Source organism: Rhodococcus sp. USK13 (assembly GCF_018343855.1).
Taxonomy (GTDB): Bacteria; Actinomycetota; Actinomycetes; order Mycobacteriales; family Mycobacteriaceae; genus Rhodococcus_F; species Rhodococcus_F oxybenzonivorans.
The window spans coordinates 712,111-732,570 of record NZ_CP069242.1 but is presented as its reverse complement, the minus strand read 5'-3'; the positions used below and the strand labels follow the sequence as shown (position 1 = coordinate 732,570).

Here is a 20,460-nt window from a genome sequence, read left to right as displayed (position 1 = left end):
CTGGTGCCGCATCCGAAGAGCAGAGATCGATGCAGATCAGGGGTACCGCGAATGGAAAAGGTGCACGCCGGCGGCAGGACAGTATGCCCCCGCCGCAGAGAAAGGTGTCACCCCCGACGAGGTGGATCTGGTATTCCCCCGATGAAAATTTTCGGTTCTGCCGACCGCATCACTGCAGCCGTCGTCCACCGCCCCCATGACCGCCCCCGGTTCGTCTCGTCCCCCTACCGCGGGAAAGTACCAGACGGGCAGGCATTGCTGCGCACCCGGATTCTCGTCAGGCCAGGGCTGCGGCCAGTTTCATCGTCCGATCGCGGACCGGACGCAGATGTCTGGTCATCGCGATCGACGCCATGGCACGTGATCCGAGAACCAGTCGCTGCGTCACCCGACGGCGCGCGCGGTCATACTGTCGCAGCGACTCGCGAATGTCGTTCTGCGAGGACAGGAATCGTCCGAGTGTGACCGCGTCGACGAGGGCCTCGCACGCTCCACGTCCGAGATTGGGAGCCATCGCGTGGGCGGCGTCGCCGATCAGCGCCGTGTGTCCCGACACATACGAGGGCAGGGCCGGCGACTCGTAGAGGTCGTGATGAAGCAGGGCGTCGGGGGTGATCGCATCGAGGACGGCCCGGACGTCGGCGTGCCAGCCCCCGAACCGCCACCGCAGGTAGTCGAGTCCGTCCTCGGATCCGGGGTCGGTGCGGACGCACGCGAACCAGTTGACGAGGTTGCCCTCGCGCGGTGTGATTCCGAAAAGCGCTCCGGCGTCCCAGGTTTCGCTCACCGTGTCGCGCCGTCCGGGCACCCATCCCCGCCACGCGGTGGCGCCCGTGTAGACGGGCTCGAATTCGTCACCGAACAAGCGACGCCGGGTGGCGCTGCGTAGGCCGTCCGCGCCGATCACGACGTCGTAGTCGGAAAGGGCGTCCGCGGGAGGAGCGGGGGTGCCGAACGAGACCATCCCCTCGGGCAACGATGTGGCCAGCTCGGCAAGGAGGGCAGGCCGCGACAGCAGGTAGGCGGTGCGCGCGGAGCTGTCGACGGTGCCGATGACGGACCCGTCCGGCCGCAGGAACGACCCTCGATGCTGCGGAGATCCGAGAGCGCGGACCCGGTCGCCGAGTCCGATCGTGTCGAGCGCGTCGACGGCCTGGGGCCACATGCCGAGGGCGGTACCCGACGTCGGAAGGTCCGCAGAGCGCTCGAAGACCTCGACGTGCCAGCCGGCGCGGAACAGGAAACGGGCGATGGCCAGGCCGCCGATGCCGCCGCCGAGGACTGCTGCCGAGTGCGTCATGGCCTCAACACTACTACGCCTGTAGTGGAATTACTACGGCTGTAGTGTTGAGTGCATGACAGGGAGGCGAGAACAGCTGCTCGACGCAGCTATCGACGTGCTCGGCCGGAAGGGGGCGCGCGCCCTCACTCATCGAGCGGTCGACGAATCGGCGGGGATGCCGCAGGGCTCCACCTCCAACTACTTCCGCACCCGCGGCGCCCTCCTCGAGGGAATGGTCACCCGCCTCGCGGCACGTGACGTAGACGACTGGGAGAAATTTGCCGACCTCCGGCCCGACGGGATGGAGGCTCTGGTGGAGGCGCTGGCCGCGTTCACCCTGTACGCCGCGGGACCCGACCGGATCCGCTCGCGCGCCCGCTACGCCCTTTTCGCGGAGGCCTCGGCGGTCCCGGCACTCGGGGAGATCATCGGCTCTGCTCGCGCGGGACTCGTAGAATGGGGCGCGAGCATGCTGGACCTCGCCGGATCGAGGAATCCAGCGGCCGACGCAGTGGTTGTCACCGACTATCTGGATGGAGTGATCCTGCATCAGCTGACCGTTCCCGACCCCGATTTCGACCCGACTCCCGGAATCACAGCAGTACTCGGCGTACTCACTTAATATGAACTGGACGTTCTCGGCCGAGGTCTGCCCTCGAGAAAAGGCCTGTTCACGGGATGAATAGGCCAACCTAAGTTGTGTTTCTTCGGGGGGTCTGAATTATCGTTTTCGTTACACGTTGGACCCACGAAAGTCCGACCCGACCGAAAAGCCACGTCGCCTGGTGCGAGGACCACACCCAGCGTGCTGCAAAGGGCGATAGCCGATCGGTGGTGCCGATCACATCCTGACGGTACTTGCATTGCAAGTTGATGGCCATCAGCGCTGCTGGTCGTCGGTGCATCTTTTGGCATACGAAGGCTAGGTATGAAGCAACTTCCAGGCCCCCAGGGGCTGTATCACCCGGCGAACGAGCACGACTCCTGTGGCGTCGCGTTCGTCGTGGACATGAAGGGTCGCCGCAGCAGGGACATCGTCGAGAAGGCGATCACCGCTCTGGTCAACCTCGAGCACCGTGGTGCCGCGGGCTCCGAACCCAATACGGGTGACGGCGCCGGCATCCTGATCCAGGTTCCGGACGCGTTCTTCCGTGCTGTGGTCGACTTCCCGCTGCCCGCCGCGGGCACCTATGCCACGGGCATCGCATTCCTGCCGCAGAGCAAGGCCGACGCGCAGCGTGCATCCGACGCCGTCGAGAAGATCGTCGAGAGCGAGGGCCTGAAGGTCCTCGGCTGGCGCGAGGTCGCAACCGACGACTCGTCGCTCGGCGCTCTGGCACGCGACGCGATGCCGACGTTCCGGCAGATCTTCATCGGCAGCGAAGGTGACTCCCTCACCGGTCTGGACCTCGAGCGCAGGGCGTACGTCGTCCGCAAGCGCACCGAGCACGAGCTGGGTAGTGAAGGCGCCGGCAAGGACGGGCCGGGTCGCGAGACCGTCTACTTCCCGAGCCTGTCGAGCCAGACGTTCGTCTACAAGGGCATGCTCACCACCCCGCAGCTCAAGGGTTTCTACCTCGACCTGCAGGACGAGCGCGTGGAGTCGGCGCTCGGGCTGGTCCACTCCCGCTTCTCCACCAACACGTTCCCGTCGTGGCCGCTCGCCCACCCGTTCCGGCGCGTCGCGCACAACGGTGAGATCAACACCGTCACCGGCAACGAGAACTGGATGCGTGCCCGCGAGGCGCTCATCGACAGCGACGTCTTCGGTGGTCGCGAAAACCTCGAGAAAATCTTCCCGGTCTGCACCAACGGGGCCAGCGACACCGCGCGCTTCGACGAGGTGCTCGAGATGCTGCACCTCGGTGGTCGTAGCCTTCCGCACGCGGTCCTGATGATGATCCCCGAGGCGTGGGAGCATCACGAGAGCATGGACCCCGAGCGTCGGGCGTTCTACCAGTACCACTCCACTCTCATGGAGCCGTGGGACGGTCCGGCGTCCGTCTGCTTCACCGACGGCACCGTGATCGGCGCGGTTCTCGACCGCAACGGGCTGCGTCCCTCGCGGCTGTGGGTCACCGAGGACGGCCTGGTCGTCATGGCCTCCGAGGTCGGCGTTCTGCCGATCGATCCGGCCACGGTCGTGAAGAAGATCCGGCTCCAGCCCGGCCGCATGTTCCTGGTCGACACCGATCAGGGCCGCATCATCAGCGACGACGAGATCAAGTCGGAGCTTGCCGCCGAGCACCCGTACCAGGAATGGCTCGACCAGGGCCTGACCCACATGGACGACCTGCCTGACCGCCCGTACACCTACATGTCGCACGAGCGTGTGGTGCTGCGTCAACAGATGTTCGGGTTCACCAACGAAGAGGTCAACGTCCTCGTCAAGCCGATGGCGGCCTCCGGCGCGGAAGCACTCGGCTCGATGGGTACGGACACCCCGATCGCGGTGCTGTCCTCCCGGTCGCGGATGCTGTTCGACTACTTCTCGCAGCTCTTCGCGCAGGTCACCAACCCGCCGCTCGACGCCATCCGCGAGGAGGTCGTCACCAGCCTCGGCGGAACGATCGGCCCAGAGCACGATTTGCTGCACCCCACGGCGGAGTCCTGCCGGCAGATCTACCTGCCGCAGCCGATCCTGCACAACGACGATCTGTCGAAGCTCATCCACGTCAACGACGACGGCGGATTCCCGAGCTTCCGCAGCGTCATCGTCCGCGGTCTGTACCCGGTGGCCGAGGGCGGTGCGGGTCTGCGCAAGGCGCTCGACGACGTTCGCTACCAGGTCTCCGAGGCCATCGCCGGTGGTGCGCGCCTCATCGTCCTGTCCGACCGTGAGTCGAACGAGACGTACGCCCCCATCCCGTCGTTGCTGCTGACGTCGGCCGTGCACCACCACCTGGTGCGCGAGAAGACCCGCACCAAGGTCGGTCTCGTCGTGGAATCGGGTGACGCCCGCGAGGTGCACCACATGGCGCTCCTCATCGGCTTCGGTGCAGCAGCCGTCAACCCGTACATGGCGTTCGAGACGGTCGACGAGCTCTTCCGCGGCAACGAACTGCAGGGCCTGAGCCTCGACAAGGCCATCCAGAACTACATCAAGGCCGCGGGCAAGGGTGTGCTCAAGGTGATGTCCAAGATGGGCATCTCGACCCTCGCCTCGTACACCGGTGCGCAGCTGTTCCAGGTGATCGGACTGTCGCAGGATCTGGTGGACGAGTACTTCACGGGCCTGAACTCGAGCCTCGGTGGTATCGGTCTCGACGAGATCGCCGCCGACGTCGCGGTCCGGCACTCCAACGCGTACCTCGACCGTCCCGAAGAGCGCGCGCACCGCGAGCTCGAGGTGGGCGGCGAGTACCAGTGGCGCCGTGAGGGCGAATACCACCTGTTCAACCCGGACACGGTGTTCAAGCTTCAGCACTCCACGCGCACCGGGCAGTACGAGGTGTTCAAGGAGTACACGAAGCTGGTCGACGACCAGTCCGAGCGCCTCGCAGCGCTGCGCGGCCTCTTCGAGTTCAAGAAGGGTGTGCGCGAACCCGTCCCGCTGGACGAGGTCGAGCCGGCCACCGAGATCGTCAAGCGCTTCTCGACCGGTGCGATGAGCTACGGCTCCATCTCCGCCGAGGCGCACGAGACCCTGGCCATCGCCATGAACCGCCTCGGTGGCCGTTCCAACTCCGGTGAGGGCGGCGAGCATCCGTCGCGCTTCGAGCCGGACGAGAACGGTGACTGGCGCCGGTCCGCGATCAAGCAGGTCGCGTCGGGACGCTTCGGCGTCACGTCGCACTACTTGACCAACTGCTCCGATATCCAGATCAAGATGGCGCAGGGAGCCAAGCCCGGTGAGGGCGGCCAGCTGCCGGCGCACAAGGTGTACCCGTGGGTGGCCGAGGTCCGGCACTCCACACCCGGTGTCGGCCTGATCTCGCCGCCCCCGCACCACGACATCTACTCGATCGAGGATCTCGCACAGCTGATCCACGACCTGAAGAACGCGAACCCGCAGGCGCGGGTGCACGTCAAGCTGGTGTCCGAGGTGGGTGTCGGCACGGTCGCCGCGGGTGTCTCGAAGGCGCACGCGGATGTCGTTCTGATCTCCGGCCACGACGGTGGCACCGGTGCCACTCCGCTGACCTCGGTCAAGCACGCCGGCGCTCCGTGGGAGCTCGGCCTGGCCGAGACCCAGCAGACGTTGCTGCTCAACGGCCTGCGCGACCGCATCGTGGTGCAGGTCGACGGACAGCTCAAGACCGGCCGTGACGTCATGGTCGCCGCGCTGCTGGGCGGCGAGGAGTTCGGTTTCGCGACCGCTCCGCTGGTGGTGTCGGGCTGCATCATGATGCGGGTCTGCCACCTCGACACCTGCCCTGTCGGTGTCGCGACGCAGAACCCGGTGCTGCGCAAGCGGTTCAACGGCAAGCCGGAGTTCGTGGAGAACTTCTTCCTCTTCATCGCCGAAGAGGTCCGCGAGCTCATGGCCGAGCTCGGCTTCCGGACGCTCGACGAGGCCGTCGGCCAGGTCGACGTGCTCGACACCACCAAGGCGCTCGAGCACTGGAAGGGCAGCAAGGCCGGCAATCTCGACCTGTCGCCGATCCTGCACCAGGCCGAGTCCGCGTTCATGGATCAGGACCTGTACTGCACGGGTACCCAGGACCACGGCCTCGACAAGGCGCTCGATCAGCAGCTGATCGCCCAGAGCCGCGACGCTCTCGACAAGGGTGCCAAGGTGTCGTTCGAGTCGCCGATCACCAACGTCAACCGGACGGTCGGCACCATGCTGGGCCACGAGGTGACCAAGGCGTACGGCGGTGAGGGCCTGCCCGACAACACGATCGACATCACGTTCACCGGCTCGGCCGGTAACAGCTTCGGTGCTTTCGTGCCCAAGGGTATGACCCTGCGGCTGCATGGCGACGCCAACGACTTCGTCGGCAAGGGTCTGTCGGGTGGACGCATCGTGGTTCGTCCTCCGCTGGAAACCGCGGCCGGGTTCGTCGCCGAGGACAACATCATCGGCGGCAACGTGATCCTGTTCGGCGCGACCAGCGGTGAGGCTTTGCTGCGCGGTGTCGTGGGCGAGCGGTTCGCGGTACGTAACTCCGGTGCCACTGCGGTTGTCGAGGGAGTCGGCGACCACGGCTGCGAGTACATGACGGGCGGCAAGGTCGTCATCCTCGGTGCGACGGGACGCAACTTCGGCGCCGGCATGTCCGGTGGCGTGGCCTACGTCTTCAACCCCGACAAGGCGTTCGAGGCCAACCTCAACACCGAGCTGGTAGACCTCGAGGATCTGACGGGTGACGACTTCACCTGGCTGAAAGCCGCTATCGAGCGTCACCGCGACGAAACCGGTTCGGAGGTTGCCGCGCGCATCCTGTCCGATTGGTCACAGCAGGTCAATCACTTCGCAAAGGTGATGCCCCGCGATTACAAGAAGGTGCTCTTGGCCATCGAGGCCGCGAAAAAGGATGGAAAGAACGTGGACGAGGCAGTAATGGAGGCAGCTCGTGGCTGATCCAAGCGGCTTTCTGAAGCACCCGTCACGCGAACTGCCCGTTCGCCGTCCGGTGCCGTTGCGTCTGCTCGACTGGAACGAGGTGTACGAGGAGTTCCCGAAGGAAAACCTCCGCACCCAGGCGAGCCGGTGCATGGACTGCGGTATTCCGTTCTGCCACAACGGCTGCCCCCTCGGGAACCTGATTCCCGAGTGGAACGACCTGGTGTACCGGGACCGTTGGCACGACGGCATCGAGCGGCTGCACGCCACCAACAACTTCCCGGAATTCACCGGGCGGCTGTGCCCCGCACCCTGTGAGGCGTCGTGTGTCCTGGGCATCAACCAGGATCCGGTCACCATCAAGCAGGTCGAGGTCGAGATCATCGATCACGCATTCGACGAGGGCTGGGTCACGCCGGTTCATCCCACCCGGTCGACGGGCAAGAGGGTGGCCGTCGTCGGTTCCGGTCCTGCGGGTCTGGCTGCAGCGCAGCAGCTGACGCGTGCCGGTCACCTGGTCACCGTGTTCGAGCGTGCCGACCGTATCGGCGGTCTCCTCCGCTACGGCATCCCCGAGTTCAAGATGGAGAAGCGCCACATCGACCGCCGTCTGGATCAGATGGAGGCCGAGGGCACCGTCTTCAAGACGAATGTGAACGTGGGCGTCGACATCTCCGCCGACGAGCTGCGCGAGCAGTTCGACGCCGTGGTGCTGGCGGGCGGTGCCACCGCGGCTCGTGACCTGCCGATTCCCGGGCGCGAACTGGACGGCATCCATCAGGCGATGGAGTACCTGCCCATCGCCAACCGTGTGCAGCTCGGCGACCTCGAAGAGCCCACCATCACCGCCGAGGGCAAGAAAGTTGTCATCATCGGTGGCGGCGACACCGGCGCGGACTGCCTGGGTACCTCACACCGTCAGGGTGCGGTCAGTGTTCACCAGTTCGAGATCATGCCGCGTCCGCCCGAGACCAGGGCCGAGCAAACCCCGTGGCCGACGTACCCGCTGATGTACCGGGTCGCGTCCGCGCACGAGGAAGGCGGCGAGCGCCTGTTCTCCGTCAACACCGAGAAGTTCGTCGGTGTCGACGGCAAGGTGACGGCGCTGCACGCCCACGAGGTCGAGATGAAGTCGGGCCGCTTCGAGAAGGTGGAGGGCTCGGATTTCGAGCTCGAGGCCGATCTCGTGCTGTTGGCCATGGGCTTCGTCGGCCCCGAAAAGCCGGGACTGCTCACCGATCTCGGTGTCGACCTCAACGAGCGCGGCAACGTCGCCCGCTCCGCGAAGTGGGCCACCAACGTCGACGGCGTCTTCGTGGCCGGCGACATGGGACGTGGACAGTCGCTCATCGTGTGGGCCATCGCCGAGGGTCGCTCCGCCGCTGCGGCGGTCGACGCCTACCTCGAGGGTGAGACGGCCCTGCCGTCTCCGGTCGAGACCACCAGCGCACCCCAGCGCTAGTTCAGTTCGTTATCCACCAGCACCCCGGCGTTATATTTTCCGCCGGGGTGCTGGTTTCGGGTGCGCCGGTCGGTTTTGCTCGGTAACGTTCATTTACCGATCGTGCATCTTCAGGTCACGTCGGCCTGGCAGCATCCCGTCTGCAGGTCGACGAAGGGGAGAAGAAGAGTTGAGGGCCATGGCAATGAAACGGGTTATCGCAACATTGACCGCAACGGCTGCAGCGGTGGCCATTCCGGTGGTCTCGGGCGTGGTCGGCACCAGCGCGGTAGCGAACGCAGACCCGTGCCCGAGCCTGTACGTGGTGGCGATTCCGGGAACATGGGAGACGTCCACCAAGGAGAATGTCCGGCCAACCCCCGGCCTGCTGTCGGCGGTCACGAACGGGTTACCGTCCAATATCCGCACCGACTACGTGACCTACGCCGCCACTGCCTTCCCGTGGGAGGGCGATGTGTACGGGCGCTCGAAGGCTCAGGCGGTAGACAACGCCCGCGGGATGCTCGTCAACATGTCTCAGCAATGCGCCGGAACCAAGCTTGCGCTCATCGGCTACAGCCAGGGCGCTGATGCTGCGGGCGATCTCGCGGCTGAGATCGGCACGGGCCTCGGCGCGGTGCCCGCCGACAAGATCGCTGCCGTCGGGCTCGTCTCCGATCCCCGTCGGTCGCCCACCGACGCGCTGGTCGGGCCTCCCGTCGCCGGTGGTGGCGCCGGCGGACCTCGCATCGGCGGTTTCGGCTGGGTCAGCCAGAACACCCGAACCTTCTGCGCATACGGCGACCTGTACTGCTCCACCCCGAAGGAAGACTTCGTGACCCGGCTCGCCGGTTTCCTCGCGCAGACGTCGGACCCGTCGCCGTCGCTGCTCGGCCGGTACCAGGCGGAGGCCGAAGCCATTTGGCGTGACCTCCTCGACGCCGGTGGTGTCCCCACCCTGATGGCTCAGTTGGACGAGCAGGCCAACCAGAGGCGGATCGACGAACTCGAGCAGTTCTACAAGTCGCAGGCCCATCAGGATTACACGCGATACGCGGTAGACGGTGCCGGAACGTCGGCCACCAACTGGCTCAGGAACTGGTTGCGCGACGTGGCGTAGGTCGAGTCGGGCGTGGCAGGAGAAGATGATCCGATGACGGACACTCCTGCCGCGCCCGGTTACGACGCTTTCGTCACCGTTCGGTGGTCCGATATGGACGCCTTTCAGCACATCAACCACGCCAGGATGGTCACGTTGCTGGAAGAGGCGAGGATCGACTGGTTGCTCAGTGAGGGCGCCGAGAATTCGTCTCTCATCACCAGTGCGTTCATCGCCGACATCCACGTCAAGTACCGGGCTCAGCTGACGCACTCGGACAGTCCGTTGCGGATCACCATGTGGATCGCGAAGCACCGGGCCGTCGACTTCACCATTGGTTACGAGGTCCGGGGTGCGCGCGCCGGCCGTACCGATCCGCCCGCCGTCACCGCCACCACCCAGATGGCCGTCGCCGACGTCGATGCGCAGCGGTTGCGGCGTATCACCCCCATCGAGCGCGAGTACCTCACCCGCTGGTCCCGTGCGTGACAGTGCACAGCGCGAGGGTCCGTGGGCGTTCAACGGCGGCGTGACCGTGCGGACGGCAACCTCGCGTGGATCAACCTAAGTCGAAACGCGCACCGAGTCGCATGCTGCCTGGCGCCAGCCGGCTCAACGCGCGGCCGAATTTGGCCTCGGGGGTCACCGGGACGACGGCCCTGTTCGATCTGACGGCTTTCAGGATCTGCGTGGCCACCCGATCGGGGGTGAATCCACGCTTGCGGTAGAACGTGTCGGATCGGGACCGCATCTCTTCTTGTTTCTCGGGGGTGGTCCCGGCGAAATCGGTGTTCTTGACGATGTTGGTGTGGACGATCCCGGGGCAGATGGTGCTGACGCCGATGCCGTGGTCCACCAGTTCGGCGCGGAGGCAATCCGAGAGCATGTAGACGGCGGCTTTGCTGGTGGCGTATGCGGTGAGTCGCTTCTGCGGGGTGAAGGCCGCCGCCGAGGACAGGTTGACGATGTGTCCGCCCGTTCCGCGCTCGATCATCTGCTCCGCGAAGACCCGGCAGCCGTACACGACTCCCCAGAAGTTGACGTCCATCACGCGCTCGAATTCGCTCTGCGGCGTCGCGGTGAAAGTGCCGGAGTAGCCGATTCCCGCATTGTTGACCACGACGTCGGGGGTGCCGTGCTGTGACTGCACCTCCTCGGCGAACCGCCGCACCTCCTCTTCCACCGCCACATTCACCCGGTAGGCGTGCGAGCCACCGCCGAAGATCGCGACGGCGCCGCCCCCCTTCATCTGCGCCGAATTGATGAGGTCCGCTGTGTGCTGCGCCGATTCGAGGTCGAGGTCACCGACCACGACGACCGCACCCTCGGCGGCGAACGCGAGTGCGGTTTCGCGGCCGATTCCGCTACCGCCACCGGTGACGACGACGAGCATGCCGTCGAGATCACGCAGTCGGCGGTGCTTTCGCGAACCGGTACGCCAACCCTTGACCTCACTGAGAAGACTCATGGGACCATCTTGTCCGAGTACCGTCGATCGTGTGCTGATCTGGTACGTCAGTTATGGGTCGAACATGGCGACGACTCGCCTCGCCTGTTACCTTCGCGGTGGTTGCCCGCCCGGCGGCAACCACTCTCATCCCGGTGCGCGGGACACCAGCGAACCGCGCGAATCGGTCCCTGTGGTGATCCCCGGTTCAGTGTTCTTCGCGGGGGAGTCGCGCATTTGGGGCGGCGGACGCGCCTTCTACGACCCGGATGCGCCCGGGACGGTCGCGGCCCGCGCCTTCCTCGTGACGCAGGAACAGTTCGAGGACATTCACGCCCAGGAACCGGCCTGTTACGACCGGCTGGTTCCTCTGGGAACTCGCGACGGCATCGTCATGTGCACGTTCACCACCCGCGCCCGGGGTGACGTGGTCACCCGGAACGCGCCCGCCCCCGCCTACATCGCGACCATTGCTGATGGGCTTCGTGAGGGTCACGGCTGGGACGATCCCCGCGTCGAGGATTATCTGACGCGGCTCCGGGTTTCCTAGCAACCACAAGTGTGCTTACGTGATACGAGCCACATCCGGTGGCCGTCACGAAAGGAAGTCGATGTCCGATCTGCATGTCGTAGCGACCATTCCTGCCAAGCCGGGCTCCGAGGACACGGTGCGCGAGGGCCTGTCCTCCCTCGCAGCGGAGAGCCGCAAGGAGGAGGGCTGCGTTTCGTACGAGTTGTTCGAATCTGCCGCGCAACCCGGGACCTTCGTCACTGTCGAGGTGTGGGCGAACCAGGAGGCCGTCGACGCGCACATGACGTCGCCGCACTTCCAGTCCGCGGTCGCCGTTTTCGGTGAGCATCTCGCTGGCGCTCCCGCAATTCATCCGCTGAAGCCGGTGTCCTAGGGTCCGTTCGGTGACCACACCCCTGACCAGGGTTGTTCCCGAAGGCCGTAGTCGGGGAGGCGTCATCGTCATCCAGGAGGCCTTCGGGATCACACAACACATCGTCGACGTCTGCTCCCGATTCGCCGACGCCGGCTACCACGCCGTGGCGCCCCATCTGTTCCACCGGGCCGGCGACCCGGTGCTCGGCTATGACGACCTGAAAACGGCTATGCCGCTGCTGGGCACGCTCACGTCAGCACAGATCGACGAGGACGTCGATGCCGCCGTCACCGTTCTCTCGGATGCCGGGATCGACGCGAGGAGCACGTCGATCGTCGGCTTCTGCATGGGCGGCACGGTCGCGTTCCACACCGCGGCCCGCCTGAAACTCGGCGCCGCGGTGAGCTTCTACGGTGGCGGCGTCGAGAAGGGACGGTTCGGCTACCCCTCGCAAATCGACGCCGCGGAACGGCTGTCGACTCCCTGGCTGGGGCTGTTCGGTGATCGTGACACGGGGATCCCGTCCGAGCAGGTCGAGGAGTTGCGGAACGCGCTGTCGCAGGTACCGGTGGACACCGAGATCGTGCGGTACCCCGACGCCGGGCACGGATTCAACTGCAACGACCGCCCGGCCGTCTACAACGAGGCGGCCGCCCGGGACGCCTGGTCACGGACGGTCGACTGGCTCGGCACCCACCTGCAGGTCAGCAGCGGCGGAATCGGCTGACCGTGGCCCCGCTCGGGTATCCCTTCCGGTCGGCGAGCTCGAAGGCCGTCGGTTCGAAGTCGGTGTCGAACATGGGCGTTCCGCGACCGGCCACCACCGGGTATTGCTTGATCACCAGCTCGTCGATCTCCGGAAGCAGAGCGCCCGCAAGCTTTCCGCCTCCCGCGAGCCAGACACCGAGAGTGCTGTCCTCGGCCTTGAGCTGCCGGACCTTCGCGAGCGGGTCGGTAATCACTTCGACGGCGGGGTCGGAACTGGCGCCGAGCGTGCGTGAGACGACGTACTGGCGCAGGTGCGCGTACGGACTGGTGATTCCGGCTGCGAGCGCCGGCTCGTACGTCGAGCGGCCCTGGATCACGGTGTCGAAATGCTTGTTGGCCCCGTCGACTGCGAACTGCTCCCGTAGGTGCGTCGGAATCGTTTCCGGGTAGTCCTGCGCCATGAAACCGATGATGTCGTCGAGCATCGGAAAGAAGCCGACATCGCCGTCCGGGGCGGCGATGAAACCGTCGATGGTAATGCCGACGAAGTAGGTGAGTGCGCGCATCATGTCCTTACTGTGGTAGCCGTCGAAGGGTGGTCAGATGGCAGTTCCGAACATCCCTGCCCGGATCCGTTGTGTCGTCGAGCGGTTGAGGGTGGATCCGTCCGATCGGATCCTAGAGGTGGGCTGCGGACCAGGCGTGGCAGTTTCTCTCGTGGCCGACAAACTTCTCGACGGGCGGATCACGGCAATCGACCGGTCCGCCACCGCTATAGCACGAGCTCAGCAGCGTAACGACGTCCTGTCAGCGCGCGGCAGAGTAGAACTTCAGAAAACCGACCTGGCCGGGTTCCGCTGCGCCGCTGCGTCGTTCGACAAGGCCTTCGCTGTCAACGTGAATGCCTTCTGGACACACGACGCGACCGAAGAGGTCCGGATTCTTTGGGAGGCCCTGCGCCCCGGCGGCATCCTGCACCTCGTCTACGACGGCACCGAAACGGTGCACGACGACGCGAAGTCGCAACGCATCGTGAACGCTGTGACCCAGGTTTTGCGGCGAAAGGGGTTCGAGGTGAGTGCAGACACGGGAAACCCGCTGTGCATCACCGGGAAGAGGCCGGCCTGACCTGCGAACACCCCTCTACCTCAGCGCGGCTCGTGACCGAACCGTTATAGTCGGTCTCATGACTTCGGTTCTGGGTGTGTCGGTCGGTGCCAGCGCTGTGCGCGTTGCGTGCCGTGACGCAGCCGACTCGGTTGACGCGACCGGGCCGATCTTCCGCTCGACGGCGGTATCCGCAACCCTCGAACGGCCCGAGGACGTGGCTGCCGAATCCATCGGAACTGCCCTGGGAGACGGCGAAGACTTGGGCGAGGTACAGGCCATTGGCGTGGCCTACCAGGACGAGGCCCAGGCTGATGCGGTCGAGGCCGCCTTGGCCCGCGAACACATCGGCAACGTCCATCTCGTGCCTGAAGTGACCGCCGCACTCGAGATGCTCGAGGTGTCGGGTGACCTCGGAAACCATTCGACGCTGGTGTTCTACGACCTCGGCAGTTCCGGACTCACCGTTACTGTCGTCGAGCGCTCCACCGGGACGGTCCTCGACAGTGCCCGCACGGACGAGATCAGCGGTGACCTCGTCGACCGCTTGATTCGCGACCAGCAACTCGAACTGCAGAAGATCGCGCAGCCCGCCGACGAAGCTGCCGCACTCGAACTCGACGCCCGGTGTCGCCTCGCGAAGGAGCAGCTCTCCAGCACAGGCGCGGTGTGCGTGCCTGGTGACGGGGGGCTGCTGCTGCTGTCGCAGGACACCTTCGAATCGCTCATCCAGGGACCGGTCGAGACTTCCGCTCGGATCACTCGCGATGTGATCCACCGGTCCGGGCGTCTGCCTGACGCCGCGGTCCTCATCGGTGGTGGCGCGTACATTCCGCTCGTTACCTCGGTGATGGAGTCGTGGCTGAAAATTCCGGTGATCGTCCCGGAGCAGCCGGAACTGGTGGCGGCTGAAGGTGCCGCCCTGTTGGCCCAGCACGCACCCGCCGAGGTGGTCGCAGTGCCCGAGCCCCCGAAATCCCGCCGCCGCGGTGCCGTCCTCGCCGGTGGGGCCCTCGCCGCGGTAGCGGCCCTCGGACTCGTCCTCGGGGTGGGTGGCGACGTCTTGGAGGGGTCGGAGAAGGATCCGCAGCCGGACCCGACCGAGCCGGAAGCTCCGGCCCCGGTCATCGAGAACGCGGCACCATCCGCAACGACGTCGGCTACGGCCGCCGATCTTCCGTCGCCCGTGCCGCCGCAGGTGGCTACCGAAGCGGAGGCGCCTACGGCGGGCGTGGCCCGAACCGAGGCCTACACCCCGTATGTGCAGCCCCCGACCGCCGCACAGCCCGACAGCGGGACGCAAACCGATGTGAGCAGGAACGAGCCGGCACCGGCCCCGTCCCCACCGCCGCTCATCCCCGGCCTACCGCAGTTTCAGCTGCCTGTTCTCCCGCCGCCGGCCCCGCTGCCCGAGCTACCGCGAATTCCGGGTCTCTAGTCGCCGAAACGCCCGGTGGCCGAGCCTCACACGTCGCAACTAACGCCGCAGCATGTCCCGGACGTGGCCGGTCTCGTTTACCGAGGCCACCCGTCGCTCGCCGCTGCGCGAGACGAGAACGCGGGTGACCGAGACGTACTCGATGGGGAACACGAGGGGACGGTCCAGGCCCAGCAGTTCCTGTAGGTACACGTTGATGACGCCGCCGTGGGCGAATATCGCGACGGTGTCGCGGTGGTCGGACTCCTGCACGACCCGGCCGAGCGCATCGAACACCCGCGTGCGGAAGGCGTCGGCGTCGATCCCCGCGGGAAGCTCGCCCGCCCGGATGCGGGCGTACGCTTCGGGCGCCCGTGCCTCGGCTTCGTGGAACGGGATGTAGTGGTCGAGGTCGTAGTCGTACTCGGCCAGTCCCTGGTCCCGCGTAACAGGGAGGTTGAGTGCCTCGGCGAGTGGTGCTGCCGTCTCCAGGGCGCGGCGCTGCGGGCTGCTCACGATCCGGGCAATGCGGTAGGGACCCAACGCGGCAGGCAGGCGCTTGGCCTGGGCCTGGCCGTCCTCGGTCAAGGCAGGATCGGCTCGTCCCTCGGACGTGGTCACGAGCTCCGGTAGCGCATGTCGGATCAATAGCAGTTGCACGACGATCAGCTTGCCAGTTCCCGGATCAGTGCCGCGACCTGGCCCGGTTGGTCGATCATGGCGTGGTGACGGGCGGGTTGCACGACGCGGAAGGCGGCGCCGAGACGCTCGGCGAACTGTCGTTGGCGCCGAACCCACTCCCACCCCCACGGGGTCCGATGACCGGTGTGTGCGGCGGCCACGAGTACGGGGACCGGCATCGTGAAAGCGGCGCGTAGGGCGGCAATCTCCTCGGCGAGGGCCGGATACGACGCGTTCTCGACCACGGACGACTCGAGATACGCGGGCTCGCGGTAGATCCGGGCCACCCACTGCCGAGTCTCGGGCGTTATTCCACCCGGTGGCGTTGACTGGTTCAGCACGGCTCGAACGGTAGGGCCCAGCAGTCGCTGCAGCCCGAGCCGGCTCGACGCACGGGCCACCCGCCGGCCGGCCGCCACCCGCCAACGGGTCGGAATGACGCGGTGGGGTCGCAGAGTGATGGTCGCGTCGAGCAGCATCACACCTCTCGTGCGCTGTGGGAACAACCGGGCGAAGGCCTCGGCGTAGATGCCACCGAGCGAATGCCCCACCACGACGGCCGGCGCAGTACAGCCGAGCGCGTTGAGTACCGCGACGATCCTCTCCGCTTCACCGTGGGCCGTGGGTGGTGTGGCGGAGGCGGGGCTGAGCCCGTAGCCGGGTCGATCGATCCGCACGACGAGGCAAGAATCGGAAAGCAGTGCGGCGACGTCATTCCAGTCGAACCAGTTGCCGCCGAGACCGCCGTAGAGCACGACGGGGAGCCCGGCGCCGTCGAGGACGACGTGCACACCCGAGACCATTTTCCCAGGACGTTTCACGTGGAACCATCATTTTCGCCGGTGACGTAAACCACGCTGAGTGATACGAAGATCAGCCACCCGCTGAAAGCGAGCAGCTGCACACGCTGGCCGAGTCCCAGCCACACGTCGTGCTCGCCGCGAATCGCGGCAGCTGCCAAAGTCCAGGCGGTGCCCACGACGACCACCGCCGACACTGCCGTCCCGGTCAGCGTCAACCAGCGCGGCCAACCGTAAAGACAGGCCGCCAGCGCGAAAGCGAGCGCCGACACCACACCGCCCGTCGACGCAGACGTACTGGTGACGGCATGCAGTTCATGCGACAGCGGCAACTGACCCGAATCCTCCCGGGCAGCGCAGAGGGGATCAGAGGTGACCGCACAGCTCATCGACATCCGCGAATCGAGCGCAGTGGCGGCCCCGAATACGCACAACGCGAACCACCCGATCGCGGTCGCCCACCCCTCCGAGTACCGCCACAGTCCGAGGACGCCCGCCACCGCGACGGTGCAACCCGCCACAAGGTCGCCCGTACGGAACAGGGCGCCGTGACGTTGGTCGGTGGCCGCGAGTTCGCTCGCGAAACCACGCAACGGGTCGATCCCGGTGCCCACGACGAACTCCAGCAGCCACGACGAGTAGGCCACCGCTCCGACGATCAACAGGGCGGCCACAGCAACGCGGCCACGGGAGGTCACTGCTTCGGCTTGGCCAACGGAAAGGCGAGGGTCTCCCGGATACTGCCGCCGGTGATCAGCATGACCACGCGGTCGACGCCTACGCCGAGTCCGCCGGTCGGGGGCATGGCGTGTTCGAGCGACTGCAGGAAGTCTTCGTCGAGTTCCATCGCCTCCTCGTCCCCGCCGGCGGCGAGCATCGACTGCTCGGTGAGGCGGTTCCGCTGGTCGACCGGATCGGTGAGTTCGCTGTACGCGGTACCGAGTTCGACGCCCCACGCCACCAGGTCCCACTTGGCCGCGACTCCGGGAATTGTGGGATGCGGGCGCGTGAGCGGCGACATCGACGTCGGGAAGTTGGTGTAGAAGGTAGGGAACTCGGTGTAGTCCTCCACCAGGTGCTCGTACATCTCCTGAGCCACGGCCCCGGCGTCCCACGTGGACTGGTACGGAATGTCGTGATCGTCGCACAGCCGTTGCAGATCCACGAGCGGTGTCTCGGGCGAAACGTCTACCCCGAGTTTCTCGGCCACGGCCTGATGCATCGTCTTCACGGGCCATTCCCCGGAGATGTCGATCTCCACCATGGTGCCGTCGGGTCCCGGGCGCATGATGACTTCCCGTCCGTGGGCCGCGATCGCCGCCGTCTGGATGAGCTGGCGGCACAGCACCATCATCTTTTCGTAGTCGCTGTGCGCCTCGTAGGCCTCGAGGATGGTGAATTCGGGATTGTGCTTGAAGTCGACACCCTCGTTGCGGAAGACCCGGCCGATCTCGAAGACCTTCTCCATCCCGGCGACGCAGAGCCGCTTGAGGTAGAGCTCCGGGGCGATCCGCAGGTACAGGTCCAGGTTGTAGGCGTTGATGTGCGTGAGGAAAGGCGCCGCGTTGGCGCCGCCGTGTACCTGCTGCAGGATCGGTGTCTCTACCTCCAGGAAGCCACGCTCACCCAGGGAATCACGCAACGACTTCACGACGGCGCTGCGGGCCTCGAGAAGCCGACGGGCGTCGGTGTTGATCATCAGGTCCACGTATCGCTGGCGCACCCGGGTTTCCGGGTCTGACAGACCTTTCCACTTGTCGGGAAGCGGGTGCAGGCATTTACCGGTCATCCGCCATTCGTTCGCCAGTAGCGACAGCGCTCCCCGGCGGCTGTAGCCGATGACACCGGCAACCTCGACGAGGTCGCCGAGGTCGAATTCGGCGGCGAACGCCCGGATGCGTTCGGTCCCCACCCGGGCTTCGTCGACGAGGACCTGGATGTCTCCGGACCAGTCCCGGACCGACGCGAACACCACACCGCCGTAGTCCCGCAGGCGGAGTACGCGACCGGCGATGCGGACGGTCGTTCCTTCGGGGGATTCCGCCGCGGCGGCCACCGTATGCGTGGGCGGATACGCGACGGGGTAGGGGTCGATGCCCTCCTGCGCGAGTGTCGCCAACTTGTCGAGCCGGACCCGAACCTGTTCGGGGCGTTTCGGTCCCAGACTCGCCGCCGGACTACCGTCTCCGGGGGCGCTGCCGTCCGCGTGCAACCCCTCGGCGGCGACCAGACCTGCGGGCACGGCCGCGTGAGTTCCGGTGTGCTTGACGGCGTCTCCCGCTGTCGAACGCCCGAATCTCGGCAAGGTGACGAAGCCCTCGGCGATCGCCGACGCGAATCCGACGCGCAGCAATTCCCGGTTGTCCTCGAAGCACAGGTAGCGCGGGACCCATTCGGGTTGGTACTTCACGTTGGAACGGTAGAGGGCCTCGAGCTGCCACCACCGCGAGAAGAAGACGAGGATCGACCGCCAGATCCGCAGGATCGGCCCGGCACCGATGCGTGATCCCTCCTCGAACACCGACCGGAACACGGCGAAGTTCAGGGACACCTTGGTGATGCCGAATTGGTCGGAGTTGGTGGCCAGTTCGGTCACCATCAACTCCACGACTCCGTTGGGAGAGGTGGGTTTGCGACGCATCAGGTCGAGCGAGACTCCGGTCGCACCCCACGGTACGAGGGAAAGGATCCCGACGATGTCGTCGTCCGCATCGATGGCCTGCACCAGAAGGCAGTCACCGTCGAGGCGGTCACCGAGCCGTCCGAGGGCCATGGAGAAGCCGCGTTCGGTTTCGGTGTCGCGCCAGGCGTCGGCGAGCCGGATCGTTTCGGCCATCTCCTCGACGGGAACGTCTCGGTGCCTGCGAATCCGCACCGTGACGCCTTGGCGCCGCACGCGGGTGACGGCCTGGCGCACCTGCCGCATGTCGCGCCCGCTGAGATTGAACTCGCGGGTGCGGAGAATGGCCTCGTCGCCGAGTTGCAGCACGGTGAGACCGGCCTTGGCGTAGGCGGTCGCGCCGGTTTCGCCGGCTCCCATGACGGCGGTGGCCCACCCGTATCGGGACGCGAGCGCCTGCCACGCCTCGATCGCATGGGGCCAGGCCTCGGGGTCACCGATGGGGTCGCCGCTGGCGAGACAGACACCGATTTCCACCCGATAGGTGATCGCCGCTTTGCCGCTGGGAGCGAACACCACCGCCTTGTCGCGGCGTGTGGCGAAGTAGCCGAGCGAGTCGTCGGCACCGTACTGCAACAAGAGGCCGCGCAGCGCCGACTCGTCGTTTCCGGTGAGTGCGTTGTGGGAGCGCTGGGCGCGGAACAAGGTCACCACGGCGGCCAGCAGGGCGGCAGCCCCGAACAAGCCGAGAAGGGTGTTGACGAAACCGTGTGGCCTGCCGGTGAATTGTTCGTTGTCGACGGCGGCGAGCGCGGTCACCCGGTTGAGGGACCACAGGAAGCGTTCCCCGGGTGGGAGGGTGCCGGGGAAGAGTTCGACCAGCCCCCACCCGACGAGTGTGCCCACGGTGAGGCCGATGAGCAGCACGCCGAGGGCTTTCCACCCGGCGCCGCGGCGGACGCGGGTGTAGAACTCCGAACGGGCAGCGACCAGAATCCCGATCACTGCGAGTTGCACGGCGGCCGCGACTCCGGCGTTCCAATTGCGGTCGGTGATCGCGACCACGATGTTCGCCACCATGAACAGTCCCAGGTACACGGTGAGCAACCACCAGGCGATACGTTTGCGGCTGGCGAGCGCGGCGGCGAGCAAACCCACCACCAGGGCCCAGGACAGGCTCGTGTCGGGAGCATCGAAGTAGTAGCTGTCGACGTACTCGCGCGGCACGTGCACGTAGTAGCGCAATACCGGCGACAGACTCCACAGGAACACCAGCACCGAGAAGACACCCAGAATCAGTCCCGCGACGTGCGGAACCTGATGCAGGCGGCGGTTCGCGGAACCCGGGGCGGGACGGGCCCGCGGTGGGGCGGAGACAACCTCGGACGTGGTCTCGGTGCTAGCTGACATCGAGCGTTCCTTCCCGGCACGAGATGCGTACTGATCACTGCGGACAGGTGTG

General features: G+C 66.3%; 17 protein-coding genes. 10 read left to right on the top strand and 7 right to left on the bottom strand.

The window, feature by feature from the left end; all coding sequences use genetic code 11:
* Window positions 1–277: 277 nt before the first annotated feature.
* Window positions 278–1,300, bottom strand: a complete 1,023-nt coding sequence (locus JQT59_RS06145; protein ID WP_213575386.1) for an FAD-dependent monooxygenase — start codon at window positions 1,298–1,300, stop codon at window positions 278–280.
* A 55-nt stretch (window positions 1,301–1,355) separates the two neighbouring features.
* On the opposite strand from JQT59_RS06145, the gene JQT59_RS06140 reads away from it, so the two are divergent.
* The 5 genes from JQT59_RS06140 to JQT59_RS06120 all read left to right on the top strand — a co-directional run bounded on the left by JQT59_RS06140 (window position 1,356) and on the right by JQT59_RS06120 (window position 9,820).
* Complete coding sequence (locus tag JQT59_RS06140; RefSeq protein WP_213575385.1) at window positions 1,356–1,904, top strand: TetR/AcrR family transcriptional regulator; 549 nt, start codon at window positions 1,356–1,358, stop codon at window positions 1,902–1,904.
* Window positions 1,905–2,210: 306 nt separating this feature from the next.
* Entirely contained in the window at window positions 2,211–6,809 is a 4,599-nt protein-coding gene (gene gltB / locus JQT59_RS06135; RefSeq protein ID WP_213575384.1) for a glutamate synthase large subunit, read from the top strand.
* Window positions 6,802–8,253: a glutamate synthase subunit beta gene (locus JQT59_RS06130; protein WP_109325420.1), complete on the top strand. Its 1,452-nt coding sequence runs from the start codon at window positions 6,802–6,804 to the stop codon at window positions 8,251–8,253. Before gltB ends, JQT59_RS06130 begins: the two co-directional genes overlap by 8 nt.
* A gap of 184 nt (window positions 8,254–8,437) precedes the next feature.
* A complete protein-coding gene (locus JQT59_RS06125) occupies window positions 8,438–9,352 on the top strand; it encodes a cutinase family protein (RefSeq protein WP_159926760.1) in 915 nt (304 codons plus the stop codon).
* 33 nt (window positions 9,353–9,385) lie between these two features.
* On the top strand, window positions 9,386–9,820 hold the full coding sequence (locus JQT59_RS06120) for an acyl-CoA thioesterase (RefSeq protein ID WP_213575383.1): 435 nt from the start codon (window positions 9,386–9,388) through the stop codon (window positions 9,818–9,820).
* Window positions 9,821–9,890: 70 nt separating this feature from the next.
* Here the strand turns inward: JQT59_RS06120 and JQT59_RS06115 are convergent, their stop codons facing one another.
* Window positions 9,891–10,799 (bottom strand): SDR family NAD(P)-dependent oxidoreductase, encoded by a 909-nt coding sequence (locus JQT59_RS06115; protein WP_208963217.1) that lies wholly within the window; start codon window positions 10,797–10,799, stop codon window positions 9,891–9,893.
* 31 nt (window positions 10,800–10,830) lie between these two features.
* Between JQT59_RS06115 and JQT59_RS06110 the strand changes: the two genes are divergently transcribed.
* The 3 genes from JQT59_RS06110 (at window position 10,831) to JQT59_RS06100 (ending at window position 12,392) form a co-directional block, all read left to right on the top strand.
* Window positions 10,831–11,328 carry a hypothetical protein gene (locus JQT59_RS06110; protein ID WP_213575382.1) on the top strand — a complete coding sequence of 166 codons (498 nt, stop codon included), beginning with the start codon at window positions 10,831–10,833 and terminating at the stop codon, window positions 11,326–11,328.
* A 61-nt stretch (window positions 11,329–11,389) separates the two neighbouring features.
* Entirely contained in the window at window positions 11,390–11,683 is a 294-nt protein-coding gene (locus tag JQT59_RS06105) for a putative quinol monooxygenase (protein ID WP_213575381.1), read from the top strand.
* Window positions 11,684–11,693: 10 nt separating this feature from the next.
* Window positions 11,694–12,392 carry a dienelactone hydrolase family protein gene (locus JQT59_RS06100; protein ID WP_213575380.1) on the top strand — a complete coding sequence of 233 codons (699 nt, stop codon included), beginning with the start codon at window positions 11,694–11,696 and terminating at the stop codon, window positions 12,390–12,392.
* Here the strand turns inward: JQT59_RS06100 and JQT59_RS06095 are convergent.
* The gene (locus JQT59_RS06095; protein ID WP_213577451.1) at window positions 12,370–12,939 is read right to left on the bottom strand and encodes a dihydrofolate reductase family protein; all 570 of its coding nucleotides are present in this window, start codon (window positions 12,937–12,939) and stop codon (window positions 12,370–12,372) included. The two genes, JQT59_RS06100 and JQT59_RS06095, sit on opposite strands and share 23 nt — an antisense overlap.
* 37 nt (window positions 12,940–12,976) lie before the next feature.
* Between JQT59_RS06095 and JQT59_RS06090 the strand changes: the two genes are divergently transcribed.
* Entirely contained in the window at window positions 12,977–13,501 is a 525-nt protein-coding gene (locus JQT59_RS06090; protein ID WP_213575379.1) for a class I SAM-dependent methyltransferase, read from the top strand.
* A gap of 58 nt (window positions 13,502–13,559) precedes the next feature.
* Window positions 13,560–14,918: a DUF7159 family protein gene (locus tag JQT59_RS06085; protein WP_213575378.1), complete on the top strand. Its 1,359-nt coding sequence runs from the start codon at window positions 13,560–13,562 to the stop codon at window positions 14,916–14,918.
* A 39-nt stretch (window positions 14,919–14,957) separates the two neighbouring features.
* On the opposite strand, the gene JQT59_RS06080 is transcribed toward JQT59_RS06085, so the two are convergent.
* From JQT59_RS06080 to lysX, 4 genes are read right to left on the bottom strand one after another with little or no spacing between them, the layout of a single operon-like run.
* The gene (locus tag JQT59_RS06080; protein ID WP_213575377.1) at window positions 14,958–15,557 is read right to left on the bottom strand and encodes a histidine phosphatase family protein; all 600 of its coding nucleotides are present in this window, start codon (window positions 15,555–15,557) and stop codon (window positions 14,958–14,960) included.
* 5 nt (window positions 15,558–15,562) lie between these two features.
* A complete protein-coding gene (locus JQT59_RS06075) occupies window positions 15,563–16,399 on the bottom strand; it encodes an alpha/beta fold hydrolase (protein WP_249354168.1) in 837 nt (278 codons plus the stop codon).
* Window positions 16,396–17,076: a DUF998 domain-containing protein gene (locus JQT59_RS06070; RefSeq protein WP_213575376.1), complete on the bottom strand. Its 681-nt coding sequence runs from the start codon at window positions 17,074–17,076 to the stop codon at window positions 16,396–16,398. Before JQT59_RS06070 ends, JQT59_RS06075 begins: the two co-directional genes overlap by 4 nt.
* Window positions 17,073–20,408 (bottom strand): bifunctional lysylphosphatidylglycerol synthetase/lysine--tRNA ligase LysX, encoded by a 3,336-nt coding sequence (gene lysX, locus JQT59_RS06065; RefSeq protein WP_213575375.1) that lies wholly within the window; start codon window positions 20,406–20,408, stop codon window positions 17,073–17,075. The genes JQT59_RS06070 and lysX overlap by 4 nt, the downstream gene beginning before the upstream one ends.
* Between the last annotated feature and the right edge of the window lie 52 nt (window positions 20,409–20,460).